Below are 22,047 nucleotides of genomic sequence, written 5' to 3' on the forward strand. Positions count from 1 at the left end.
CTCACACCCCTGTCTCCGCTGCGATCCGGCCCGTGCGCACCGCCGCGACCAAGTCGGCGTGGTCGGCCTCGGTGCGGTTGGCGTAGGTGACGGCGAAGGAGGCGATTGCTTCGTCGAGTTCGTCGCTCTTGCCGGAGTATCCGGCGATGAGGCGGGGGTCGGCGGTGTGGGAGTGGGCGCGGGCGAGGAGGGCGCCGGTCATGCGGGCGTAGTCGTCGATTTCGTCGGCGGGGAGTTCTGCCGGGTCGACGCTGCCCTTGCGGTTGCGGAATTGGCGGACCTGGAAGGGGCGGCCAGCCACTGATGTCCAGCCGAGCAGGATGTCGCTGACTACCTGCATTCGCTTCTGGCCGAGAACGACTCGGCGGCCCTCATGGTCCACCTCGGGTACTTCGAAGCCGGCGGTCATCAGGTGCGGGACCAGGGTGGACGGGCGGGCCTCCTTTACCTGGAGGACGAGGGGCTGGCCCCGATGGTCCAGGAGGAGAACGACATACGAGCGGGTGCCGACGCTGCCTGCGCCGACGACTCGGAAGGCGACGTCGTGGACCGCGTGGCGGGCCAGCAGGGGGAGCAGGTCCTCGGGGACCGTTGTCGCGTACTGCTCGAGGGACGCCGCCACCGCTGCGGCCTCGGAGTCCGGCACCCGTCGCAGCACCGGCAATGCCTCGATGAAGCGCCGTCCACCGTCCTCGAGCTCCTCCGTCGACGTCGACGCGAAGCGCCCGCTGGTATTGGCCCGCGCCTTGCGGGAGACCCGCTTCAGTGTGCCGAGCAGGTCGTGGGCATCGGCGTGGGAGACGAGTTCCTCGTCCGCGATGGCGTTCCACGCGTCCAGCACCGGCAGCTCGGCGAGCAGCCGCATGGTGTGGCGATACGCGCCCGCCGCGTCGAAAGCCGCCTTGCGACAGCGGTTCTCATCGGCCCCGGCCTCGCGGCCCGCGAGTACGAGCGAGGCCGCGAGCCGCTTGAGATCCCATTCCCAAGGGCCCTGGACCGTCTCGTCGAAGTCATTGAGGTCGATGACCAACTCGCCCCGCGCATCGGCGTACAGCCCGAAGTTGGCGGCATGCGCGTCCCCGCAGATTTGCGCGCGAATCCGCGTCATGGGCGTGCGCGCGAGGTCGTACGCCATCAGACCCGCCGACCCGCGCAGAAACGCGAAGGGTGAAGCCGCCATCCGGCCCGCCCGCAGCGGAGTGAGCTCGGCGATCCGCCCACGATTGGATTCCTCGACAGCGTCGGCAATGTGCGGCCGCGCTCCGTCGAGCTCGAATGCGGAATGCGCGCTGCGCGGCACCGACTTTCGCAGCGCCTTGCCCTCGTTCTTCGGCGACCCCTGGGCGGGCCACTCGGCGAACCCCCGCACCGGCGGCAGCCGCCGCAGACCCGACCCGGTCGCCGTTTCCTCGATGCCGGTCACGGTCAACTCCTGGCGTCGACGAGTTCGGGCTCGCGCAGGTGCTGGGGTTCGGCCCGAAGAACGGGTTCGCCCAAGCCGATTCGACGTTGGAGGCGCTTCATCCAGGCCGGAGCCCACCAGGCCCGGTCGCCGAGGAGCTTCATGGTGGCGGGGACGAGGAGCATGCGCAGCACGGTGGCGTCGATGAGCAGGGCGGCGATCATGCCGTAGGCGATGTACTGCATGAGAACCAGATCGGAGAAGGCGAAGGCGCCGGTCACCACGAGCAGGATCAGGGCCGCGGCGGTGATGATGCGGCCGGTGTGTGCCGTGCCGGAGCGGATGGCCTCCTCGGTGGTCGCGCCGCGCGCGCGGGCTTCGACCATGCGGGACAAGAGAAATACCTCGTAGTCGGTGGAGAGCCCGTAGATGATCGCGATGATCAGGAACAGGATGTTGGCCTGGATCGGCTGCGGGGTGAAGTTCAGCAGGGTCGCGCCGTGACCCTCGGTGAAGATCCAGGTCAGGATGCCGAGGGTGGAGCCCAGACCGAGAACGCTCATGAAGGCGGCCTTGAGGGGCAGGACCAGCGAGCCGAAGGTGAGGAACATGAGGATCGTGGTGAAGGCCAGCACCAGCAGGATCATCAGCGGCAGCCGATCGAGCAGCGCCGCGATGGCATCGTGCTGGATCGTCGGCACACCGCCGACGAGCAGCGTCACATCATCGGGAACCGGCAGCGCCCGCAGATAGTCGATCGTCTTGTCGTACTTGGTGGAATCGACCAGGAACGCCGAAGTCCGATAGATATCCGCCTGCTTCTTCGAGCGGGTCGGAATATCGAACCCGGCGGGCAGCAGTCCGGGCGCCTTGCTCGCCTGCGCCAGCAGCGGACCGACCTCGGTGCTGTCATCCGTCTTGATGATCAATTCGATCGGATCGGACTTGCGGTAGGGGAAATAGGTGTCGATCTGCTGCTGAGCCACGCGCACCGTATTGTCCGGCGGCAGATACTTCTCGCTGAACCCGCCGAAGGCGATATTGCGCACCGGCACGATCAACAGCAGCAGACCGAGGATCAACACCGCGGTGATCTTGCGCGGATGCCGCATCACCCAGTCGGTGCTGCGGCCCCAGAACCCGTTCTCCACCTCGTCCGCCGACTGTGTACGCCGGAATCGCTTGATGCCCAGCGCATCCACCCGCCGACCCAGGATCGCCAGCATCGCGGGCAGAATCGTCACGGCCGTCAGCGCCGCCAGCGAGACCGTGGCGATCGCGCCGTAGGCGATCGACTTCAGGAACCCCTGCGGGAAGATCAGCATGCCGCCCAGGCTGGCCACGATCATGGTGGCGGAGAACAGCACCGTGCGTCCCGCGGTCATCACCGTGCGCCGCACGGCCGTGGGCGTGTCATATCCCGCGGCCACCTCCTCGCGGAACCGGCTCACGATGAACAGCGCGTAGTCGATGGCCAACCCCAGCCCGATCATCGAAACCACCGGGGCCACAAAGGAATTCACCTCGGTGTAGTTCGTGATCCACCGCACGATCCCGTTCGCGCCCAGCACCGTGAGCACACCCATCAGCAGCGGCAGCGACGCGGCCACCACACCGCCGAAGATGAAGAACAACAGCACCGCCACCGCCGGAATGGCCAGCAGCTCCATCCGATGGGTATCGGCGGAAATGGTGTCGGTCAGCGCCGTGGCCACCGGCTGCAGCCCGCCGACCCGCACCTCGATCCCGGGAACCGTGAACGCGCCCTTCACCTTCGCGTACTCCGCCGCGAAGTCGCCGCCGACGACGTCCTTCAGGGCGATGCCCGCGATCGTGCGCGTCTTGTCCTTGGTGGCGAAGGCGGCGGAGGGACCCCGCAGGGAGTTCACATTCGGCCAGTACGCGAAACTCACACCCGCGATCTCGTCCGGAAAACGCTGGGGGAGCGCGTTGAGCGCATCGACCACCGGCTGACTGACATCCGGATCATCGAACGTCGTGCCCTCGGGCGCCTGGTAGAGCACGACCACATCGACATCGTGGGTCGCCTCGAAATTGATGGCCGACAGCTGCGATTCGAGCACGGACTCCGAACTCGGATCGTCCAAACCGCCCGCGCTGAGATGACTCTCGAAGCCCCAGGCGTATCCGCCCAGCGCCAGCATCGCCGCCGCGACCAGGGCGAGCACGACGAACCGGAAGCGCGCTACGAATTTGCCCCATAGCGCGAACACATCTCGATCACGCGGTCGCCTCATGCCCATACGACACGGTAACAGTCAAGATCACTAGAAGTGAAAAACGTTGCAATACAATGCAATTCAGCTATTTCCGATCAGTGGCAGCCATCGGTGGCGGGAATCGGGTGGGTGGGGTCGAAGTAGTAATCGGAGTCGTGCTCCGGCGGTGTTAACCCGTGGCCGTTTCCGAAGGAAGGCGCCAGGAAACCCTTTCTGGCCCAGGCGCAATCCACGGCATAGGTGTGGCCCTTCCCGTTGCGTAGCCAGATGCCCTGGGACTCGGCCGAATACGGCCGCCCCGAGCCGTCGGTCGCGCCGACGAAGGTGTAGTCGATTTCCCACCGCTGCACCACCACGATGTCCATCGCCTGGTGGACCTTCTGCGGATTCCCCGGATCGAAGGCGTAGGCCACCACGTAATTGGTGTGCACCGCCAGATCGCCTTCGTCATTGACCTGGGCGACCATGGTGCCGTTCACCTTCGGCTGCGCGGGCAGCAATTGCTGACCCGGCGCGAGCGCGGTGACGAACATGCCCTTGCCGTCCTCGGGAGTATCCCGGATTTGTTTCTCGGCGTATTCGCGGTATTTCGGCGCGAATTGGCTCAGCACCCGCGCGGTGTCATCGGCCAGCAGCGTGGCGCGATCGACCCGCGCGGTGATCAGGGCCGGGCGGGTGCGCTCGTAGGCCGCGGCGACGGCGCCCGCGTCATAACGCCCGACGGGTGCGGGTTCGGGCGCCACGAATCCCTCCGCACCGTCGGCCCAGCCCGCCGCGGGAGTATTGAGAAACGGCATCGTGAGATTCACCCGCACGGTTTCGGGCGCCCGCTTGGTCGAGGTCGCGCTCGGCTGCCCCGAACTCGATACGCCGACCGCCCCCATACTCGGCCGATTGAACGCGATCCACGCCCCCAGCACGACCACCAGCACCGCGGTCACCGGTATCCATCTGCGCATCCGGCGGTTTCGGCTCGACCAACGCTGGCGGCGCGCATGCTGTTTCTCTATGCGCGCGATGCGGTCGGCCCATTCCGACCCCATCAGATCCGGGTGGTTCGCCAGATCGTCGTTCTCGCTGTTCATTCATCCCCACGTTCGGTCGAGCGGACCGACGTTAACGGACGAACCGGGCGCTGATCAACTGGAGGCGAAGCGCGGCCGCCGAATGCTGCCGATCCGCCTCACAATGCGGGGTCGGCGCAGGTCGCGGGCGATCCACTCGCCGAGCGTGACACCGGCGGCCAGGGCCAGTCCCACCGCGAACGCACCCGAGAGTTGATTGAACCCGATCAGCAACTCGTCATTGAGAAACGCGTACAGCCCGCGGTACACGCGCAGACCGGGCAGCAGGGGAGTGATGCCCGCGACCGCCACCACCAACGGCGGGGTCAGCGCCCGCCGCGCGAGCAGACCACCGGCCAGGCCCACCACGGTCGCCGCACCGCCCGAGGCCACGATCGGCCCGAACCCGAAGTGCTGGATCAGCAGATACACCACCGTCGCCGCCGCACCGCTGAAGGCCGCCGCGGCCAGCGCCCGCTGCTCGGCGTAGCAGGCCAGCGCGAAGGCCAGCGAGGTGACGGCACCGGCGAGCAGCTTGAGCGGCAGATTGGTCAGGTCGCGCGCGGTGACCATGTCCACGGCCGGCACCGAGGCCTCGAACACCTCGGCCACCCGCAGGGTGAGCGCGATGCCGGCGATGATGCCGCCGGTCATCATGATCACCTCCAGCATGCGGGCCGACGCGGTGATCGGCGCGCCCGTGATCGCGTCCTCGACCGCGCCGACCAGTTGTAAACCGGCCAGCAGCACCGCGATTCCCGCGGCGATGATGAGCGAGGGATCCAGATGCAGGCTCGAGGCGTAGGTAGATATGAGCACCGCGGGCGTGGCGGCGATGATGCCACCCATCATGTGCTGGAAGAAGAAGGGCAGCCCGCGCCGATTCAGAATCCGGTTGGTGCGGTCGATGAGGGTGGTCGTGGCGAAACTCAGCAGGGCGATCAGCCAGCCGCCGTTGAGCAGCACCGCGACACCCGCGGCCATCAGCGCCCAGCCGACGGTAGCCGACCATCGGGGATAGGGATGCGGCGCGGAGGTGATCTCGTCGAGGGCTTTCAGCGCCTCCTGCGGCGGCACCAGTTCCTGTCGGATGCGGCGGGTGAGCCGATCGACGGCGGCCAGCCGGGTGAAGTCGAGGGACCGGTAGTGCACCACGCGCATGGTGGAGGCCGGGGGTAGTCGCGGGCCGCGGTCGGCCGAGATGCGAATCGAGTTGTAGGTGACGTCGATATCGCATTTGGACAGCCCGTAGGTGGCGGCGATGAATTCGATCTGGGTGGTGGTGTCGGTGACGGCCGTGCCCGAGGCGAGCACCACCTCGCCCACCCGCTCGGCCAGATCCAGCACCTCGGTCACGGTGGCGTCATCGGTGAGGTCGATGGGCTGCACCGGTGCGGGGGCTTCCACCACCGTGTCCACGGTGGCGCGATGCTCGGCGGTCACGCGGTCCACGGTGCCGGTCAGCAGCCGCTGCCAGCGGGCGCGCAGCCGGGGGGCCGTCCCCACTTGCTCGTCGGTAGCCAACTCGTTGGTCACAAGGCCGACCGTACACGGGTGCGAAAGATCACCGGGGTCAGTGGTGCCCGGGCAGTAGTGTTTTCGAGTATGGCGACGAGCGACGTTTCGATTGCGAAAGAGCTACGCGCGGCACTCGACGGCCCTTGGCGGGAGGTGCGTGAGGAAGCCCGGGCGAGCATCGACGACGACCGCCTCTACGGTGATCCGTCCCTCGACATGAAGGCGGCGCGAGCCCGTGTCCTGGAACAAATGCACCTGGTCGCGTCCTACGGCTGGGTCGAACGGGGGTTCCGGCATGTGGACGGGCGCCCGGCCGATCCGGGCGCGGCGGTCACCGCGCTGGAGATGCTCGCCTACAACGATCTGTCGCTGTGGGTGAAAAGCGGTGTGCAGTGGGGACTTTTCGGTGGCGCAGTAGAGAACCTCGGCACAGATAGGCATCGCGGCTACATCGACGATCTGGTCTCGCTGCGACTGCTGGGCTGTTTCGCCATGACCGAGACCGGGCACGGCAGCGATGTCGCGAATCTGGAGACCACCGCCACCTACGATCCGGCCACCCAGGAGTTCGTGGTGCACAGCCCGACTCCGTCCGCGCGCAAGGATTACATCGGCGGCGCGGCCGAACATGCCCGCATGGCAGCGGTTTTCGCACAGCTGATCACCGGCGGCGAAAGCCAGGGCGTGCACTGCTTCCTGGTGCCGATTCGTGACGAGGCGGGCAGCGACCTGCCCGGCGTCACCACCTCCGACTGCGGTCTCAAGGGCGGGTTGCTCGGCGTCGACAATGGCCGAATCGTGTTCGACCAGGTGCGAATTCCGCGCGAGAACCTGCTCAACCGGTACGCCGATGTCGCGCCCGACGGCACCTACTCCTCCGATATCTCGAACCCGAGCCGCCGCTTCTTCACCACCCTGGGCACGCTGGTGCGCGGACGGGTCAGCGTCGGCGGTGCGGCCGCCGCGGCGGCGCGGATCGCGCTGTCCATCGCGGTGCGCTACGCCGAGCAGCGCCGCCAGTTCGCCGATCCCGATACCGGCGAGGAGACGCTGCTGCTGGACTACCGCAGCCATCAGCGCCGCCTGCTGCCGCTCGTAGCCCGTTCCTACGCACTGGCTTTCGCGCAGAACGACCTCGTGCGCCGCATGCATCTGGTGCAGACGGGCCAGGATCTGGATCCGCGCGCCCAGCGTGCGCTGGAGAATCGCGCGGCCGGTCTCAAGGTGGCCCAGACCCGGCATGCCACGGCGGCCATCCAGGAGTGCCGCGAAGCCTGCGGTGGCGCAGGCTATCTCACCGAGAACCGGCTGGTCACCCTCAAGGGTGACACCGATGTGTTCACCACCTTCGAGGGCGACAACGTGGTCCTCACCCAGCTGGTAGCCAAGGACTTGCTGACGGCCTACGCGGAGGAGGTCCGCGACCTCGACGCGCTCGGGTGGGTGCGCTTCGCCGCCACCACGGCCCGCGATGTGGTGCGCGAGCGTTCCGGTGTGCGACAGATGATCCAGCGGCTGCGCGACCGCGGCGACGAGACCGTCGACGACGCCGACCTCTCCCGCCGCTCGGTGCAGCTGCAGCTCTTCGCCGACCGCGAGGACTACATGGTCCGCACCGCCGCCCACCGCCTGCGCGCCCGCGCCAAGGAAACCGGCCCGTTCGAAGCATTCAACAACGCCCAGGACCACATCCTCGCCGCCGGCACCGCCCACATCGAGCGAATGGTGCTGGAGGCCTTCATCGATGGCATCGCCGACATCGAGGACCCCGACGCCCGCGCCCTGGCCGACTCCGTCTGCGACCTCTACGTGTACTGGACCATCGAGCAGAACCAGGCCTGGTACATCATGCACCGCTTCATGTCCGTGGAGCGGGCCAAGGCCGTCCGCCGTGGCGTCAACGAACTCGTCGACCGCCTACGCCCCCAAGCCCTCACCCTGATAGAAGGCCTCGGCGTCCCCGAAGGCATGCTCCGCGCCGCCATGCTCGACTGACGCACGCCGCCGGGCGCGGCCGTTCACACTGAACCTGATTGCCGCTGTGCATCGTTGAGAGGTTGACCACACTCGCACTACTACATGCTGTCGTACCCCAAGATGTGATCGATATCGTCCCCGCGCGAGCGGGGGGATCGCTTTGCCGCGAGGGGGAGTCATGATCTCGGTACGCGTCCGATCGCACGACGGTGAGGGCACGCGATGATCGATCGGTTGATCACACCGGCGCTGCGGACGCCGAAATTGGTGCTGGTTCTGGTGGGGATCGCGTTCGTGCTGTGCGGGGCACTGGGTTCGCAGGCGGCGGCGCGGCTGACCAATGGTGGGTTCGTGTCCACGGAGTCGGAGTCGGCGCGGGTCGCCGGGATTCTGGAACGCGATTACGGCATGTCCGGGATGCAGTTGGTGCTCACGGTCGAATCGCCCGGCGGCGCTTCGGGTCCGGCCGCGAGCGGCCGCGGCAAGGAGATCGCCCAGCAGTTGAAGGGTGACTCGCGGATCTCGAAGGCGGTCTCGCCGTGGACCGATCCGATGCTGAGCAAGGCGCTGCTCAGCAAGGACGGCAAGATCGGGCTCATCGTGGCCACCGTGCTCGGCGACGAGAACAACGCTCCCGGCATCGCCCACGAGCTGGCATCCGAATTCACCGGAGACAGCGACGGTGTCACCGTGCGGGCCGGGGGACAGGCCATGGTGTGGCGCGACACCGGGCAGCAGACCCAGAAGGATCTGGCCGTCGCCGAGGCCATCGCGCTGCCGCTGACCTTTCTCCTGCTGGTGTGGTTCCTGAGAAGTCTTGTCGCGGCGCTCATTCCGTTCGTCACCGGCGTGGTCGCCATCGCGGGGGCCAGCGCGGTGCTGTACCTCATGACCTATGTGGTTGAGCTGTCGGTGTTCGCGCTCAATATCACCACCGCCATCGGCCTGGCCTTGGCCATCGACTACTCGCTGCTGATCATCGGACGCTATCGCGAGGAGATCGCGCGGGGGAGTGATCGCACCGAGGCCCTGACCGTCGCCATGCAGCGCGGTGGCCGGGCGGTCGCCTTCTCCGGCAGCACCGTCGGCATCGCGCTGATCGGAATGCTGTTCTTCCCCATGGCCTTCCTGCGCTCGCTGGCCTCGGCCGGGCTCGCGGTGGTGGCCCTGTCCATCCTGCTGACCTTGACCATGGTGCCCGCCCTGCTCATGCTGCTCGGCGACCGCATCAACCGGAAACCGTTGCGGGAGGCGGCGCCTGTCGAACACAGCCCGCTGTACCGGATGGCACGCCGCGTACAACGGCGGCCCGCGCTGTACGCCCTGCCGGTCCTGGCTCTGCTCCTGCTGCTGGGCTCACCGATCGTCGGCCTGAAACTGGGTCTGCCCGACGACCGCGTCCTGCCGGGCACGCTCGAATCCCGTCAGGTCGGTGATGTGCTGCGAGATCGGTTTGACGACAACGCGACCGGGACCGTGCAGATCATTCTGAGCGGCGTGCGGAACGACTCGATCGCCTATGCCGCCGAGCTGTCGAAGGTCGCCGATGTCGACGCGGTCGTCGGTCAATCGGGCACTTTCCGCAACGGCCAGCTCGTCGGCCCGGGGGATCCCACAGCGATCGGTCCGGATACCGTGCACCTGTCCGTCGACTCCCGACTCGACCCCTATTCGGAAGCGGCACAACGGCAATTGGACGCTCTGCGTGCCGTGGCAGCGCCCGCTCCGGTGCTCTTCGGCGGCCTCGCCCAGCAGACCGAGGACGCCGGGCAGGGCATCGCCCAGGGCTTCCCCAAGGCCGTCGCCTGGATCGCGATCGTCACCTTCGTGCTGCTGCTCCTGCTCACCGGCAGTGTCGTGCTGCCGCTGAAAGCCCTGGCGCTCAATACGCTTTCGCTGTCGGCGACCTTCGGCGCACTGGTGTGGATCTTCCAGTGGGGCCACTTCGGCGGCCTGGGCACCCAATCCACCGGATACACCATCGCCACCCTGCCGGTCCTGCTGTTCTGTGTGGCCTTCGGCCTGTCCATGGACTACGAGGTGTTCCTGCTTGCCCGCTTCACCGAGGAATGGGAGCAGTCCGCGAAGACCCGCGCCGACAACGACAATGCCGTGGCCCTGGGCATCGCCCGCTCCGGGCGCATCGTCACCGCCGCGGCCCTGCTCATGGCCGTGGTCTTCGCGGGCATCGCCGCCAGCGGCGTCACCATGAACCGCATGCTCGGCCTGGGCCTGGCGCTGGCGGTGCTCATGGACGCCACCCTGGTCCGCATGGTGCTGGTGCCCGCCTTCATGCGCGTCATGGGCACCGCCAACTGGTGGGCCCCCGCCCGCTCGCGCCGACTCCTGGAACGAGCCGCCCTGCGAGAGTGACACCTGCCCTGCGAGAGTGACGCAGGGACCGTCGCTATCGTGCAGGCGTGACCAGATCGACCGCCCCCGCCCCGGCGCAGCCCGGCACCTGGCCCCGTCGCGCCGCCCTGCCCGCCCTGTTGCTGGCGGGCGTGGTCGTCACTCTGCTTGTGCCGCTGTCGTTTCCGCCCGGGGGAGGGTCGACGAGCCTGGACCTGACCCTGGAACGCGACATTCACTCGGTCCTGGACGCGCACCGGTGGGTGTACTCGGTGCTGATCTTCCCCAGCGATAGCTATGTCGTCCTGCCCATGCTGCTCGCCTCCGCCGCCTGGTTCGCCTATCGGCGGCAGTGGTGGCAGGCGGGCTTCGCGCTGGTGGCCCCCGAGCTGGTGGTGGCGGTGAATACCTTTGCGCTGAAGCCGTTCTGGGGCCGCGAGCTCCAGCACTACCTCGCCTACCCCAGCGGCCACACGGTCCAACTGGTGGCCGTCGCGACCGCCTTCGCCTTGGTGAGCGATTCCGCGCGCGTCCGCGCGGTCACCACCATCGTCATGATCGTGGTGCTGCCGGCCGTCATGATCGGCATGGTGGGCTTCGGATACCACCATCCGACCGACGTTCTGGGCGGTACAGCGGCCGCTGTCGCACTCGTGACGGCGCTGTATCTGCCGTTCCGCTACTTCACGGCTATGCCTCCGGCACAGCCGATTTCACGCTGAGCTAGAGCGTCGTCCAGGCCAGCGCGACGACGAACCAGACGCCCCACACCAGCGCGATGATGAAGCCCAGCGTCAGCATCACCCGCATGAACCCGCGCCCCACCTCGATCCGGTCGCCGGTGCGCGGGTAGAGCTTGCGCGGGCTGAACCACGGCTCCGGAATGTGCAGGCCGTGCCCGGCCATCGCGGCCTCGCGCTCCAGTCGCGCCTGCTCCTCCGCGTACGCCTCGGCCTGGGCCTGCTGCGGCCCGCCGTGCCACAGCGTCACGTCGATCGGACCCAGGAAACCCTCGTTGAGCAGGTCCTGCGGCGAGGGCAGATACGGCAGGATGCCCAGGCCGCGGAACGCGAACGCCACGTCATTGGCCGACCATTGCGGTCGCCCGCGCGAGAGCAGGCTGGTGAAATGGTCGCGCAGCGCCCGTTCGTCGCCCAGCAGCACCTGGAAGCTCGGATCGCTCCACAGCTGCTTGACCCGCAGATTCGACCCGGGCGGCGGCACCACCAGCACGATGCCGTGAATGACGCGCTGCCCCAGCCCGCGCTCGGCCAGCCAGTTCTGCAGCGCGAAGGTGTGATCGCGGGACTTGTCCAGCGGGGTGCGCTTGTCACCGCCCTCGAAGCCGATGATCCGGTCGCCGACCCGCCACGGGCCGTTGACGGGAACCTCGAGCTCACCGTCGAGCTTCTCCGAGAGCGCCTCGGCCTCGATCACCACACAGCTGTTGGGAGTCCACACCACCGCGTCGAAGGGATGCAGCCGATCACCGTGGAACAGACTGCAATTCACGGTCGCGACACCCTTGGGATCGGTGGTGCCCTTCCAGGTGCGCATCCAATCGATGAGCACCTTCTCGGCGTGGGTGCCGGCGGCGTTCTGCACTCGGACGAGCATCGGCTCTCACCTTCCTCGTCGAATCGATACCGGGAATGGTACGGGCACAACGCCCCAAACTACCGCCGGGCACGCCGCCGCGCTCAATTCACCGGCAGCGCCGGATCGGTGGGGTAGTCGGTCGGGAAGATGGGCAGCCGCAACGCGCCCGGCGCGAAGTCCGGCACCACCGCGTGCTTGGGCGCGACCGGGTTGATGCGCCGGTACGGCGCGCCCAGCTCCGGACGGGTGTCGGCCTCGTTTCGGTTGGGCCAGAACGCCATTGCGCGCTCGGCCTGCGCGGTGATGGTCAGCGACGGGTTCACGCCCAGGTTCGCCGTCACCGCCGAGCCGTCGGCGATGTGCAGGCCCGGATGGCCGAACACCCGCTGATACGGGTCCACCACACCGCTTTCCGGCCCCTCACCGATCACGCAGCCGCCGATGTAGTGCGCGGTGGCCGGGATATTGAAGACATCCATGGCCAGCATCTGCACATCCCCGTCGACCTTCTCCCCGAACCGCCGCCCGACCTCGTGGGCGAGCGGGATCCAGGTCGGATTCGGCTTGCCCGTGCCCTGTTTGGTCTTGAGCTGCCCCCACCGCCGGAACGAGGTCAGCGAGTTGTCGAGGGACTGCATGACCAGCAGGATGACCGACTTCTCCGAGGCCCGGCGCGCATTCAGGCTGCGCGCGAACACCACCGGATGCAGCACCATGGCCAGCAGGAACCGCAGGAACCGGAACGCGCCGCCGTCGACCAGCGGCACCGACAGCGGGAACAGGCCGTTCTGGCCCTTGCCGTAGTGGCAGACCTCGACATGGGTGTCGGGTTCGGGATGGATCGAGGAGGTGATGGCGATGCCTTCGGCGAAATCGTCGCGCGCCTTGCTCACCACATTCAGGATGGCCTCGGAGTTGGACCGGGTCAGCTCGCCCAGCCGCGGCGACAGATTCGGCAGCACACCCTCGTCGCGCATCTTGTGCAGCAGCTTCTGGGTGCCCAGCGCCGCGGCCGCGAACACCACCTGCTCGGCGGTGAACACCTTGCGCCCCTTGCGAACCCAGCGATCCGAGCGCTGCGTCTCGATGGCGTACCCGCCGCCGGTCATGGGCCGCACCTTGGTCGCGGTGGTCAGCGCGAACACGTGCGCACCGGCCTGCTCGGCCAGGTACAGATAGTTCTTGGGCGTGGTGTTCTTGGCATTGTGCGGGCAGCCGGTGAAGCAGCGCGCACAGTGGATGCAGCCGCTGCGCCGCGGCCCGACCCCGCCGAAGTACGGGTCGGCCACCTCCACGCCCGGCTCGGCCTCATTGAAGAACACGCCCACATTGGTGGCGTGGAAGGTGTCGGCGACCCCGAGATCCTCTGCCACCGAACGGATCACGTCATCGGCCGGGGTCATGCGCGGATTCGGCGCGACACCCAGCATGCGCTGCGCCTGGTCGTAATAGGGCGCGAGCTCCTCGCGCCAGTCGGTGATGTGCGCCCACTGCTTGTCGCTGTAGAACGCCGGCAGCGGCTCGTAGAGGGTGTTCCCGTAGATCAGCGACCCGCCGCCCACCCCCGAGGCGGAGAACACCGCGCACTTGCCCAGCACGCTGATCCGCTGCGTCCCGGTCAGCCCGAGCCGCGGCGCCCAGATCGACTTGCGCACATTCCAGTTCGTCTTGGGAATGTCCTCGGCGTTCCACCGGCGGCCGGATTCGAGCACGGCCACCCGGTAGCCCTTCTCGGTCAGCCGCAGCGCCGAAACGCTCCCCCCGAATCCGGAACCGATAACGACGACGTCGTAGTCGAAGTCGGGCATGGTCTTTCCTCTCCCTGCAACCCCTGGATGAGAAGGATCGCGTCCGATTCTCTCACCTCTGTATGGCGCAGACCATATCTCTTCCGTACCTGGGCGGCGCGGCGGCGTGCCCGGATGGTGATGCCGGAGTGATTGAGGTAAGACCGGTCTGTGACTACCGAGCGGAACGCCGAACCGGTCTACAGCGACCGGATATTCACGGTGCCCAATATCCTCAGCGTGCTGAGGCTCATCGGCGTCCCCGTTTTCCTCTGGCTGCTGCTGGTCGAGAAGGCCGACGGCTGGGCCTTCACCCTGCTGGTCCTCAGCGGTGTCACCGACTGGCTCGACGGCAAGCTGGCGCGCCTGTTGGACCAATCGTCCAGACTGGGCGCCCTGCTCGATCCGCTGGTCGACCGCCTCTACCTGCTGGCGACCCTGGGCGGCTTCCTGATTCGCGGCATCCTGCCCTGGTGGGTGGTGGTCATCCTGGTCGGCCGCGACGCCATCCTGACCCTGACCCTCGGCATCTACAAGCGCCGCGACCTGCCCCCGCCGGACGTCATCTACCTGGGCAAGGCCGCCACCTTCGCCCTCATGTCCGCTTTGCCGTGGTTGCTCGCCGGTCAGATGGACTGGGCCGCCGCGGGTTTCGGCCGCGCCTTCGGTGGGGCATTCTTGGTCTGGGGCACGGCGGTCTACGTCTGGACCGGAATCCTCTACGTCGGCAAGGCCGTCGCCGTGGCCCGAGCGATCCCGCCCGCGGGCCCGAGCGATACCGCCCGTGCCACACCATGATCACTCCCGATAGGGTGTGCCCGACGGATCGACGACGATCCCGAGAGGAACGCCCGTTGAAAGGACACTGCCAGTGACCGCAGTACCCGAGCAGTTGCGCTACTCCGAAGAGCACGAGTGGGTGAGCAAAGTGGGTCCGACCCGGGTTCGGGTGGGCATCACCGATTACGCGCAGTCGCAGCTCGGTGACGTCGTGTTCGTGCAGCTGCCCGGCGTGGACTCCGATGTCGCGCTTGGTGACAGCATCGCCGAGATCGAGTCGACCAAGAGCGTGTCCGACATCTACGCCCCGCTCGCCGGGAAAGTCGTTGCGGTGAACGAGGTTCTGGACGCCGAGCCCGAGACGGTCAACTCCGAGCCCTACGGCGACGGCTGGCTGTTCGAGATCGAGACCGACTCCGCCGAGGCGCTCGACGCCGCACTCGGAAAGCTCCTGGATGCCGCAGGTTATCAAGGAGTTATCGGAGGCTGAAGGAGCCTTCACAGTTCTACCTGCACGGGTACGCCCTGGCAGGGTACGGTCAATGCCAACAGAAGTGCGCGCAGCCGGTGCCCGGAGTTTCCGGAACTACCCGAAGCGGGGAGCGGCCGGAGTGCCGCATCGCTGAGGGCACCAATTGCTTGCATGGATTATTCGGTTCGAGGAGGAGAGCAAGGGTGAGCGAGAACAAGGACCCGGGTTACCAGGAGACGGCAGCAGAGACCACTTCGGTGTTCCGCGCCGACTTCCTGAACGAGGTCGACACGTCGCGCACCGAGCAGACCGGCGAGCAGCCGGTACAGGGAGTGGAGGGCCTGCCCGCGGGCGCGGCCCTGCTGGTGGTCAAGCGTGGCCCGAACGCCGGTTCGCGCTTCCTGCTCGACCAGCCGACCACCTCGGCGGGACGCCATCCCGACAGCGACATCTTCCTTGACGATGTCACCGTCAGCCGTCGCCACGCGGAATTCCGCCAGGACGACGACACTTTCCAGGTGGTCGACGTGGGCAGCCTCAACGGCACCTACGTCAACCGGGAGCCGGTGGATTCCTCGGAGCTGCAGAACGGTGACGAGGTCCAGATCGGCAAGTTCCGCCTCGTCTTCCTGACGGGTCCGCGGCCGGCGGCGAGCGACTCGACGCTATAGGGCCGAGCGGAATGACTGGCGCAGCGCAGTGGACGCGCGGAGGCATGTCGATCGGCTCCGTGCTGGATCTCCTGCGTCCGGATTTTCCGGACATCACCATCTCCAAGATCCGATTCCTGGAATCGGAGGGTCTGATCAGCCCGGAGCGCACGCCCTCGGGGTACCGCCGCTTTCACGTGGCGGACGTCGAGCGCCTGCGCTTCGTGCTGACCGCACAGCGGGATCAGTACCTGCCCCTGAAGGTGATCAAGGAACAGCTCGAAGCGATCGACAGTGGGGCGGCGACGCTCGGGGTCCGGGAGGCCCGGGCCCGGGCGAACGCCGTGGGAGGGGTCGCGGCCATGCCCGATTCGACAGATGGGCTGGCCGCCAACGGGAACGGCCGCCTGCGGCGGCTGAACGCGGTGCCCGGTGAGGTATCGCCCGAGGAACTCCGGTTCGATCACGAAATCCGGATCACCCGGGCGGATCTGCTCGACCAGGCGGGTATCGACGAGAAGTTCCTGACCGAACTGATCCGCGCCAACCTCATCACCCCCGGCGCGGCAGGCTATTTCGACGGTGACGCGGTCACGCTGGCCCGCACCGCCAAGGCGCTGAGCGAATTCGGTTTGGAGGCAAGGCATCTGCGCGCCTTCAAGCTGGCCGCCGATCGCGAGGCCGCCATGGTCGCGCAGATCGCGGCCCCGATCGCCAAGAGCCGCGACGCCGATGCCCGCGCGCGGGCCGAGGAGACGGTGCGCGAGTTGGCGGCATTGTCGCTGACGCTGCACACCTGCCTGGTGAAGACCTCTGTGCGCGCTTCCCTCGGCGGCTGAAATCTTCGCCTAGACTCGGTATTACAGCCGGGGGCTGGCGGCCGGTGTGGATTTGGGAGGCAGTGCGATGAGCGAAATGCGTGTGATCGGCATCCGTGTCGAACAGCCACAGAATCAGCCCGTGCTGTTGCTCCGAGAGGTTTCCGGCGACCGGTATCTACCGATCTGGATCGGGCAGGCCGAGGCCACCGCGATCGTGCTGGAGCAGGAGGGCGTGACACCGATCCGCCCGCTCACCCACGATCTGATCAAAATCCTGATCAAGGAGCTCGGCCACACCCTCAAGGAAGTGCGGATCGTGGATCTGCAGGAGGGCACCTTCTACGCGGATCTGGTCTTCGAGAACGATCTACGCATCTCCGCGCGGCCCTCGGATTCGGTGGCCATCGCGCTGCGGGTGGGCTGCCCGATCTATGCCGAGGAGCCGGTGCTCGAGGAGGCCGGACTGGTTATGCCGGACGAGCGCGAGGACGAGGTCGAGAAGTTCAAGGAGTTTCTCGAATCGGTATCTCCCGATGATTTCAAGGCCACGGACAGCTGACCAACTTCTGACCTGGCGATGATCTTGGTCTGAGCTCGAAACGAGACAAATCCGTGTCTCTACCTCAGGTTTAGGGTTAAAAACACGCGGCCCGATCATGCTTGGACGGACCCGATTCTCCCGCAACAATCAGGAGAGTAGCCTCGATTGATAGGCCAACGCTCCAGAGTCGATTGACAGAGCCCAGCCCTGATAGGCAAGCAGTAAGGGAGTAGTCAGTGGGAGATCAACCGCAACCTCAGGATGTGGTGCAGCCAGGGCTGTTCCCCGATGACACGGTGCCGGACGAACTCGTCGGCTACCGCGTGCCCAGCGCTTGTCAGGTGGCCGGGATCACCTACCGCCAGCTCGATTACTGGGCCCGCACCGGACTGGTCGTCCCGTCCATCCGCAGTGCCACCGGATCCGGCAGCCAGCGCCTCTACTCGTTCAAGGACATCCTGGTCCTCAAGATCGTCAAGCGCCTGCTCGACGCCGGCATCTCGCTGCAGAACATCCGCATCGCCGTGGACCACCTGCGCAGCCGCGGGGTCGAAGACCTCGCCGGCATCACCCTCTTCTCCGACGGCACCACCGTCTACGAGTGCTCCTCCGCCGAGGAAGTGGTCGATTTACTGCAGGGCGGACAGGGCGTCTTCGGCATCGCGGTCAGCGGTGCGATGCGCGAATTGACCGGGGCCATCGCCAACTTCCCGGCCGAGCGCGCCGAAGCGGGCTCCACCTCGGATCGCCCCGAGGACGAGCTGTCCTTCCGTCGCAAGGCCCGGATGAGCAAGACCGGCTAGAAGACCCTGTTTTCGGATGCGCGTCGCCCGTTGGGCGGCGCGCATTTTCGTTGTCCGGATCCGGTCGCGATGTGAAACGCAGCCCAGGCAACATTCCTGTAACTTGACGCCCTCTAAACTGGCAGTGCGTCGCAGCCGTGCGGGAGAGTTCCGGGGGTAGCCTCGGACGCCGAAGGAGCAGCACCTCCCCGTCAATCTCTCAGGCACAAGGGACCGTGCGGAGTTTCGACGCCTCTGGAAAGTGGTGGCCGCGCGTCACCCGCCCATGGTGAAAGGTCAACGGCCGCAAGGCCGGGGTCCGAATCTCTCAGGCATCGAGGACAGAGGGGGAGGGCAGACGAAGCGCCGGTTTTCGGACCGGCACCCCGCCCACCCCTTGGAGCAGCCGTGATCTGGACTCGATCCTTCGCCGACCGCCACATCGGCCCCGACAGCGGTGAGACCGGCCGCATTCTGGAGACCGTGGGCGTGGAGTCGCTGGACGAACTCGCCACCAAGGCCGTGCCCGCCAGCATTCTGGACGCGCCCGCCGGCAATGGTCTCGACGCGCTGCCCCCGGCGCTGTCGGAGCACGAGGCCCTCGCCGAGCTCGCGGCGCTGGCCGGTTCGAACACCGTGGCCACCTCCATGATCGGGCTCGGTTACTACGACACCCTCACCCCGCCGGTGTTGCTGCGCAATCTCATCGAGAACCCGGCCTGGTACACCGCGTACACGCCCTACCAGCCCGAGATCAGCCAGGGCCGGCTCGAGGCGCTGCTGAACTTCCAGACCATGGTCGCGGACCTGACCGCCATGGAGGTGGCCAACGCATCCATGCTGGACGAGGCCACCGCGGCGGCCGAGGCCATGACTCTGCTGCAGCGGGCCAACCGCAAGAGCAAGTCGCAGCGGCTGCTCATCGACACCGACCTGTTCCCGCAGACCCGGACGCTGCTGTACACGCGCGCCGAGCCGCTGGGCATCGAAATCGTCGAGGCGAACCTGGCCGATGAGGCGCTGCCCGAGGGCGAGTTCTTCGGTGTGATCGTGCAGCAGCCGGGCGCCTCCGGGCGGATCGTGGACTGGGCTCCGGTCATCGAGGCCGCGCACGCGCGGGGCGCACTGGTCGCGGTCGGCGCGGATCTGCTTGCGCTGACACTGATTACGCCGCCGGGGGAGCAGGGCGCGGACGCGTGCTTCGGCACCACGCAGCGCTTCGGTGTGCCGCTGGGCTTCGGCGGGCCGCACGCGGGATACCTCGCGGTGCACTCCGCGCACGCGCGCCAGCTGCCGGGTCGACTGGTCGGTGTGTCGGTGGACGCGGACGGCAGCCTGGCCTACCGGCTCGCGCTGCAGACCCGTGAGCAGCACATTCGTCGCGAGAAGGCGACCTCGAACATTTGCACCGCGCAGGTGCTGCTGGCGATTCTGGCCGCCATGTACGCCTCCTACCACGGCGCCGACGGGTTGCGGTCGCTGGCGCGTCGCGTGCACGGTCACGCGCAGTGGCTGGCCGCCGGACTCGGCGACGCGGTCGTGCATCAGAGTTTCTTCGACACCGTGCTGGTGAACGTGCCCGGCGGCGCGGAAGCCATTGTGACCAAGGCGAAGGGGCACGGGATCAACCTGCGGCTCGTCGACGCCGATCACGTCGCCATCGCGTGTGACGAGGTCACCACCGACACCCATGTGGTCGCGGTGCTGGACTGCTTCGGCGCGGAGATCCCGGTCGGACCCGAAGGCGCGCTCTTCCACGGCAAGCAGCGCCCGCACATCGAGGTCCGCACCTCGGAGTTCCTGACCGCCCCGGCGTTCACCAAGTACCGCACCGAGACCGCCATGCTGCGCTACCTGCGCGCGCTCTCGGACAAGGACATCGCCTTGGACCGCAGCATGATTCCGCTGGGTTCGTGCACCATGAAGCTGAACGCGGCCGCGGAGATGGAGTCCATCACCTGGCCCGGCTTCAACCGGGTGCACCCGTACGCGCCGGTGGAGGACGCGCCGGGCCTGATCAAGCTGATCGAGGACCTCGAGGGCTGGCTGTGCGCGGTCACCGGCTACGACCAGGTCTCGTTGCAGCCCAACGCCGGTAGCCAGGGCGAATACGCGGGCCTGCTCGCGATTCGCCGCTACCACCTGGATCGTGGTGACTCGCACCGGGATACGTGCCTGATCCCCGCCAGCGCGCACGGCACCAACGCCGCCTCCGCGGCCATGGTCGGCATGCGGGTGGAGGTCGTCAAGACCAGCCCCAACGGCGATATCGACCTCGACGACCTGCGCGCCAAGATCGCCGACCACGCCGAGCGGCTGGCCTGCATCATGATCACCTACCCGTCCACGCACGGCGTGTACGAGCACGAGGTGGCCGAGCTGTGCGGGCTGGTGCACGAGGCGGGCGGCCAGGTGTACGTGGACGGCGCGAACCTCAATGCCCTTGTCGGACTGGCCCGTCCGGGCAAGTTCGGCGGCGACGTCAGCCACCTGAACCTGCACAAGACCTTCTGCATCCCGCACGGCGGCGGCGGTCCGGGCGTCGGCCCGGTCGCGGTGCGCGAGCACCTGGCCAAGTACCTGCCGGGCGATCCCCTCGAAAAGGGTTCGCACGCGGTGTCGGCCGCCAAGTACGGATCGGCCTCGATCCTCCCGATCACCTGGGCCTACATCCGCATGATGGGCGCCGACGGCCTGCGCCGCGCCACCCTCACCGCCATCGCCTCGGCCAATTACATTGCCCGCAAGCTGGACCCGCACTTCCCGGTCCTCTACACCGGCGACAACGGCATGGTCGCCCACGAGTGCATCCTGGACCTGCGCGAGATCACCAAGCAGACCGGCGTCACCGTCGACGATGTGGCAAAGCGCCTGGCCGACTACGGCTTCCACGCCCCGACCATGAGCTTCCCCGTCGCGGGCACCCTCATGGTGGAGCCCACCGAGAGCGAAAACCTCGAAGAGCTGGACGCTTTCATCGAGGCCATGATCGCCATCAAGGGCGAGATCGACCAGGTCGCGGCCGGTGTCTGGCCGGTGGAGGACAACCCGCTGCGCGGCGCCCCGCACACCGCGGAATGCCTGGTGGGCGAATGGGATCACCCGTACAGCCGCGAAAAGGCCGTCTACCCCATGGGTGTCAAGCATGCCCGCGCCAAGGTGTGGCCGTCGGTCCGTCGCATCGACGGCGCCTACGGCGACCGCAACCTGGTCTGCTCCTGCCCGCCCCTGGACGCCTACGCGGAGTGATCCGCGCGGCTCGATGAGCGTGGTCGAGTGCCCCTCCGGTTCCAGGAACCGGAGGGGCACTCGGCATTCGGCCGATGAGTCATGTTCGAGGTCCGTCACCGGCGCGGACGGATAGTTTTGTCGAATGGGTGTCGGTGGGCGTGACCGGTCCTGTGATGCGGCGGCGTTGCGTGCGCGGTTACGTCACGTGTATTGGATCGGCGGGGGCAGCGGTGCGGGCAAGTCGACGGTCGCGGCGAATCTCGCTGCGCGGCACGGGTTGCGGGTGTACTCGACCGATGAGGCGATGCGGGCGCATGCCGCACGGAGCACTCGGGACGACTCGCCTTGGCTGAGCCGGTTTTCGGCGATGAGCATGGATGAACGCTGGGTGGAGCGGTCACCGGAGACGATGCTCGACACCTTCCATTGGTTCCGGGGTGAAGGATTTCGGTTCATCGTCGACGACCTGGTGGGCGTGTCCGGCGAAACCGGGGTCATCGCAGAGGGATTCCGCCTGCTGCCGCCTCTGGTGGCTCCGCTGCTCGCCGAGCACGACCGCGGTGTGTGGTTGCTTCCGTCGCCCGAGTTCCGCCGGAGAGCGTTCGACCGGCGCGGCTGGGAGATTCCCGGCAAGACCGGTGATCCGGAGCGTGCCGCGCGCAATCTGCTGGAGCGGGATCGGTTGTTCACCAACCGTCTTCGGGAGGAGACCGCCCGCCTCGGGCTGCCCGTCATCGAGGTCGACGACATATCCGAGGAGGATCTGACGGCCCGGGTCGGCGCGGTGCTCGGCCTGTGAGCCTGCTTCCGGCGGAAAGGGAAGCAGGCTCA

17 protein-coding genes and 1 riboswitch are annotated in these 22,047 nt (G+C 67.4%); of the genes, 11 read left to right on the top strand and 6 right to left on the bottom strand.

Features of this window, described 5'->3' with window-relative positions:
• Position 1: 1 nt before the first annotated feature.
• The 4 genes from ON43_RS14460 to ON43_RS14475 form a co-directional block, all read right to left on the bottom strand.
• Positions 2-1,423 (bottom strand): DUF2252 domain-containing protein, encoded by a 1,422-nt coding sequence (locus tag ON43_RS14460; RefSeq protein ID WP_040807803.1) that lies wholly within the window; start codon positions 1,421-1,423, stop codon positions 2-4.
• Positions 1,424-1,425: 2 nt separating this feature from the next.
• Positions 1,426-3,660 (bottom strand): MMPL family transporter, encoded by a 2,235-nt coding sequence (locus tag ON43_RS14465; RefSeq protein WP_245568590.1) that lies wholly within the window; start codon positions 3,658-3,660, stop codon positions 1,426-1,428.
• A 77-nt stretch (positions 3,661-3,737) separates the two neighbouring features.
• Entirely contained in the window at positions 3,738-4,727 is a 990-nt protein-coding gene (locus tag ON43_RS14470; RefSeq protein ID WP_040807804.1) for a hypothetical protein, read from the bottom strand.
• 54 nt (positions 4,728-4,781) lie between these two features.
• Positions 4,782-6,173: a threonine/serine exporter family protein gene (locus ON43_RS14475; protein ID WP_040808093.1), complete on the bottom strand. Its 1,392-nt coding sequence runs from the start codon at positions 6,171-6,173 to the stop codon at positions 4,782-4,784.
• A gap of 138 nt (positions 6,174-6,311) precedes the next feature.
• Here ON43_RS14475 and ON43_RS14480 point away from each other — a divergent pair, with 138 nt between their 5' ends.
• The 3 genes from ON43_RS14480 (at position 6,312) to ON43_RS42490 (ending at position 11,275) form a co-directional block, all read left to right on the top strand.
• Positions 6,312-8,219, top strand: coding sequence for an acyl-CoA dehydrogenase family protein (locus tag ON43_RS14480; protein WP_040807805.1), 1,908 nt, complete (start codon positions 6,312-6,314; stop codon positions 8,217-8,219).
• 204 nt (positions 8,220-8,423) lie between these two features.
• The gene (locus ON43_RS14485) at positions 8,424-10,574 is read left to right on the top strand and encodes an MMPL family transporter (protein ID WP_040808095.1); all 2,151 of its coding nucleotides are present in this window, start codon (positions 8,424-8,426) and stop codon (positions 10,572-10,574) included.
• A gap of 47 nt (positions 10,575-10,621) precedes the next feature.
• A complete protein-coding gene (locus ON43_RS42490; RefSeq protein WP_051178426.1) occupies positions 10,622-11,275 on the top strand; it encodes a phosphatase PAP2 family protein in 654 nt (217 codons plus the stop codon).
• 1 nt (position 11,276) lies between these two features.
• On the opposite strand, the gene ON43_RS14495 is transcribed toward ON43_RS42490, so the two are convergent.
• Positions 11,277-12,170, bottom strand: coding sequence for a nuclease-related domain-containing protein (locus ON43_RS14495; RefSeq protein WP_040807807.1), 894 nt, complete (start codon positions 12,168-12,170; stop codon positions 11,277-11,279).
• Positions 12,171-12,253: 83 nt separating this feature from the next.
• A complete protein-coding gene (locus ON43_RS14500; RefSeq protein ID WP_040807809.1) occupies positions 12,254-13,960 on the bottom strand; it encodes a GMC oxidoreductase in 1,707 nt (568 codons plus the stop codon).
• Positions 13,961-14,110: 150 nt separating this feature from the next.
• Between ON43_RS14500 and ON43_RS14505 the strand changes: the two genes are divergently transcribed.
• The 8 genes from ON43_RS14505 (at position 14,111) to ON43_RS14540 (ending at position 22,015) form a co-directional block, all read left to right on the top strand.
• Positions 14,111-14,737 carry a CDP-alcohol phosphatidyltransferase family protein gene (locus ON43_RS14505; protein WP_040807810.1) on the top strand — a complete coding sequence of 209 codons (627 nt, stop codon included), beginning with the start codon at positions 14,111-14,113 and terminating at the stop codon, positions 14,735-14,737.
• Positions 14,738-14,810: 73 nt separating this feature from the next.
• Positions 14,811-15,209, top strand: a complete 399-nt coding sequence (gene gcvH / locus ON43_RS14510; RefSeq protein WP_051178428.1) for a glycine cleavage system protein GcvH — start codon at positions 14,811-14,813, stop codon at positions 15,207-15,209.
• 185 nt (positions 15,210-15,394) lie between these two features.
• Positions 15,395-15,862, top strand: a complete 468-nt coding sequence (garA, locus tag ON43_RS14515; protein ID WP_040807812.1) for a glycogen accumulation regulator GarA — start codon at positions 15,395-15,397, stop codon at positions 15,860-15,862.
• Positions 15,863-15,906: 44 nt separating this feature from the next.
• Complete coding sequence (ftsR, locus tag ON43_RS14520; protein ID WP_086007953.1) at positions 15,907-16,680, top strand: transcriptional regulator FtsR; 774 nt, start codon at positions 15,907-15,909, stop codon at positions 16,678-16,680.
• Positions 16,681-16,747: 67 nt separating this feature from the next.
• On the top strand, positions 16,748-17,221 hold the full coding sequence (locus ON43_RS14525) for a bifunctional nuclease family protein (protein WP_040807814.1): 474 nt from the start codon (positions 16,748-16,750) through the stop codon (positions 17,219-17,221).
• Between the two features lie 218 nt (positions 17,222-17,439).
• Positions 17,440-18,006, top strand: a complete 567-nt coding sequence (locus ON43_RS14530) for a MerR family transcriptional regulator (protein WP_040807816.1) — start codon at positions 17,440-17,442, stop codon at positions 18,004-18,006.
• Between the two features lie 130 nt (positions 18,007-18,136).
• Positions 18,137-18,232, top strand: a riboswitch (glycine riboswitch).
• Positions 18,233-18,393: 161 nt separating this feature from the next.
• Complete coding sequence (gcvP, locus tag ON43_RS14535) at positions 18,394-21,234, top strand: aminomethyl-transferring glycine dehydrogenase (RefSeq protein ID WP_040807818.1); 2,841 nt, start codon at positions 18,394-18,396, stop codon at positions 21,232-21,234.
• 124 nt (positions 21,235-21,358) lie between these two features.
• The gene (locus tag ON43_RS14540; protein WP_051178429.1) at positions 21,359-22,015 is read left to right on the top strand and encodes an AAA family ATPase; all 657 of its coding nucleotides are present in this window, start codon (positions 21,359-21,361) and stop codon (positions 22,013-22,015) included.
• Positions 22,016-22,047: the final 32 nt, after the last annotated feature.

This window comes from Nocardia concava NBRC 100430 (genome assembly GCF_000308815.1).
Taxonomy (GTDB): Bacteria; Actinomycetota; Actinomycetes; order Mycobacteriales; family Mycobacteriaceae; genus Nocardia; species Nocardia concava.

Bases quoted from the DNA above. Each gene is read 5' to 3' on its own strand.
- ON43_RS14465 (WP_245568590.1), bottom strand. From the start codon at position 3,660: ATGAGGCGACCGCGTGATCGAGATGTGTTCGCGCTATGGGGCAAATTC.
- ON43_RS14470 (WP_040807804.1), bottom strand. From the start codon at position 4,727: ATGAACAGCGAGAACGACGATCTGGCGAACCACCCGGATCTGATGGGG.
- ON43_RS14480 (WP_040807805.1), top strand. From the start codon at position 6,312: ATGGCGACGAGCGACGTTTCGATTGCGAAAGAGCTACGCGCGGCACTC.
- ON43_RS14485 (WP_040808095.1), top strand. From the start codon at position 8,424: ATGATCGATCGGTTGATCACACCGGCGCTGCGGACGCCGAAATTGGTG.
- ON43_RS14495 (WP_040807807.1), bottom strand. From the start codon at position 12,170: ATGCTCGTCCGAGTGCAGAACGCCGCCGGCACCCACGCCGAGAAGGTG.
- ON43_RS14500 (WP_040807809.1), bottom strand. From the start codon at position 13,960: ATGCCCGACTTCGACTACGACGTCGTCGTTATCGGTTCCGGATTCGGG.
- ftsR (WP_086007953.1), top strand. From the start codon at position 15,907: ATGTCGATCGGCTCCGTGCTGGATCTCCTGCGTCCGGATTTTCCGGAC.
- ON43_RS14525 (WP_040807814.1), top strand. From the start codon at position 16,748: ATGAGCGAAATGCGTGTGATCGGCATCCGTGTCGAACAGCCACAGAAT.
- ON43_RS14540 (WP_051178429.1), top strand. From the start codon at position 21,359: ATGGGTGTCGGTGGGCGTGACCGGTCCTGTGATGCGGCGGCGTTGCGT.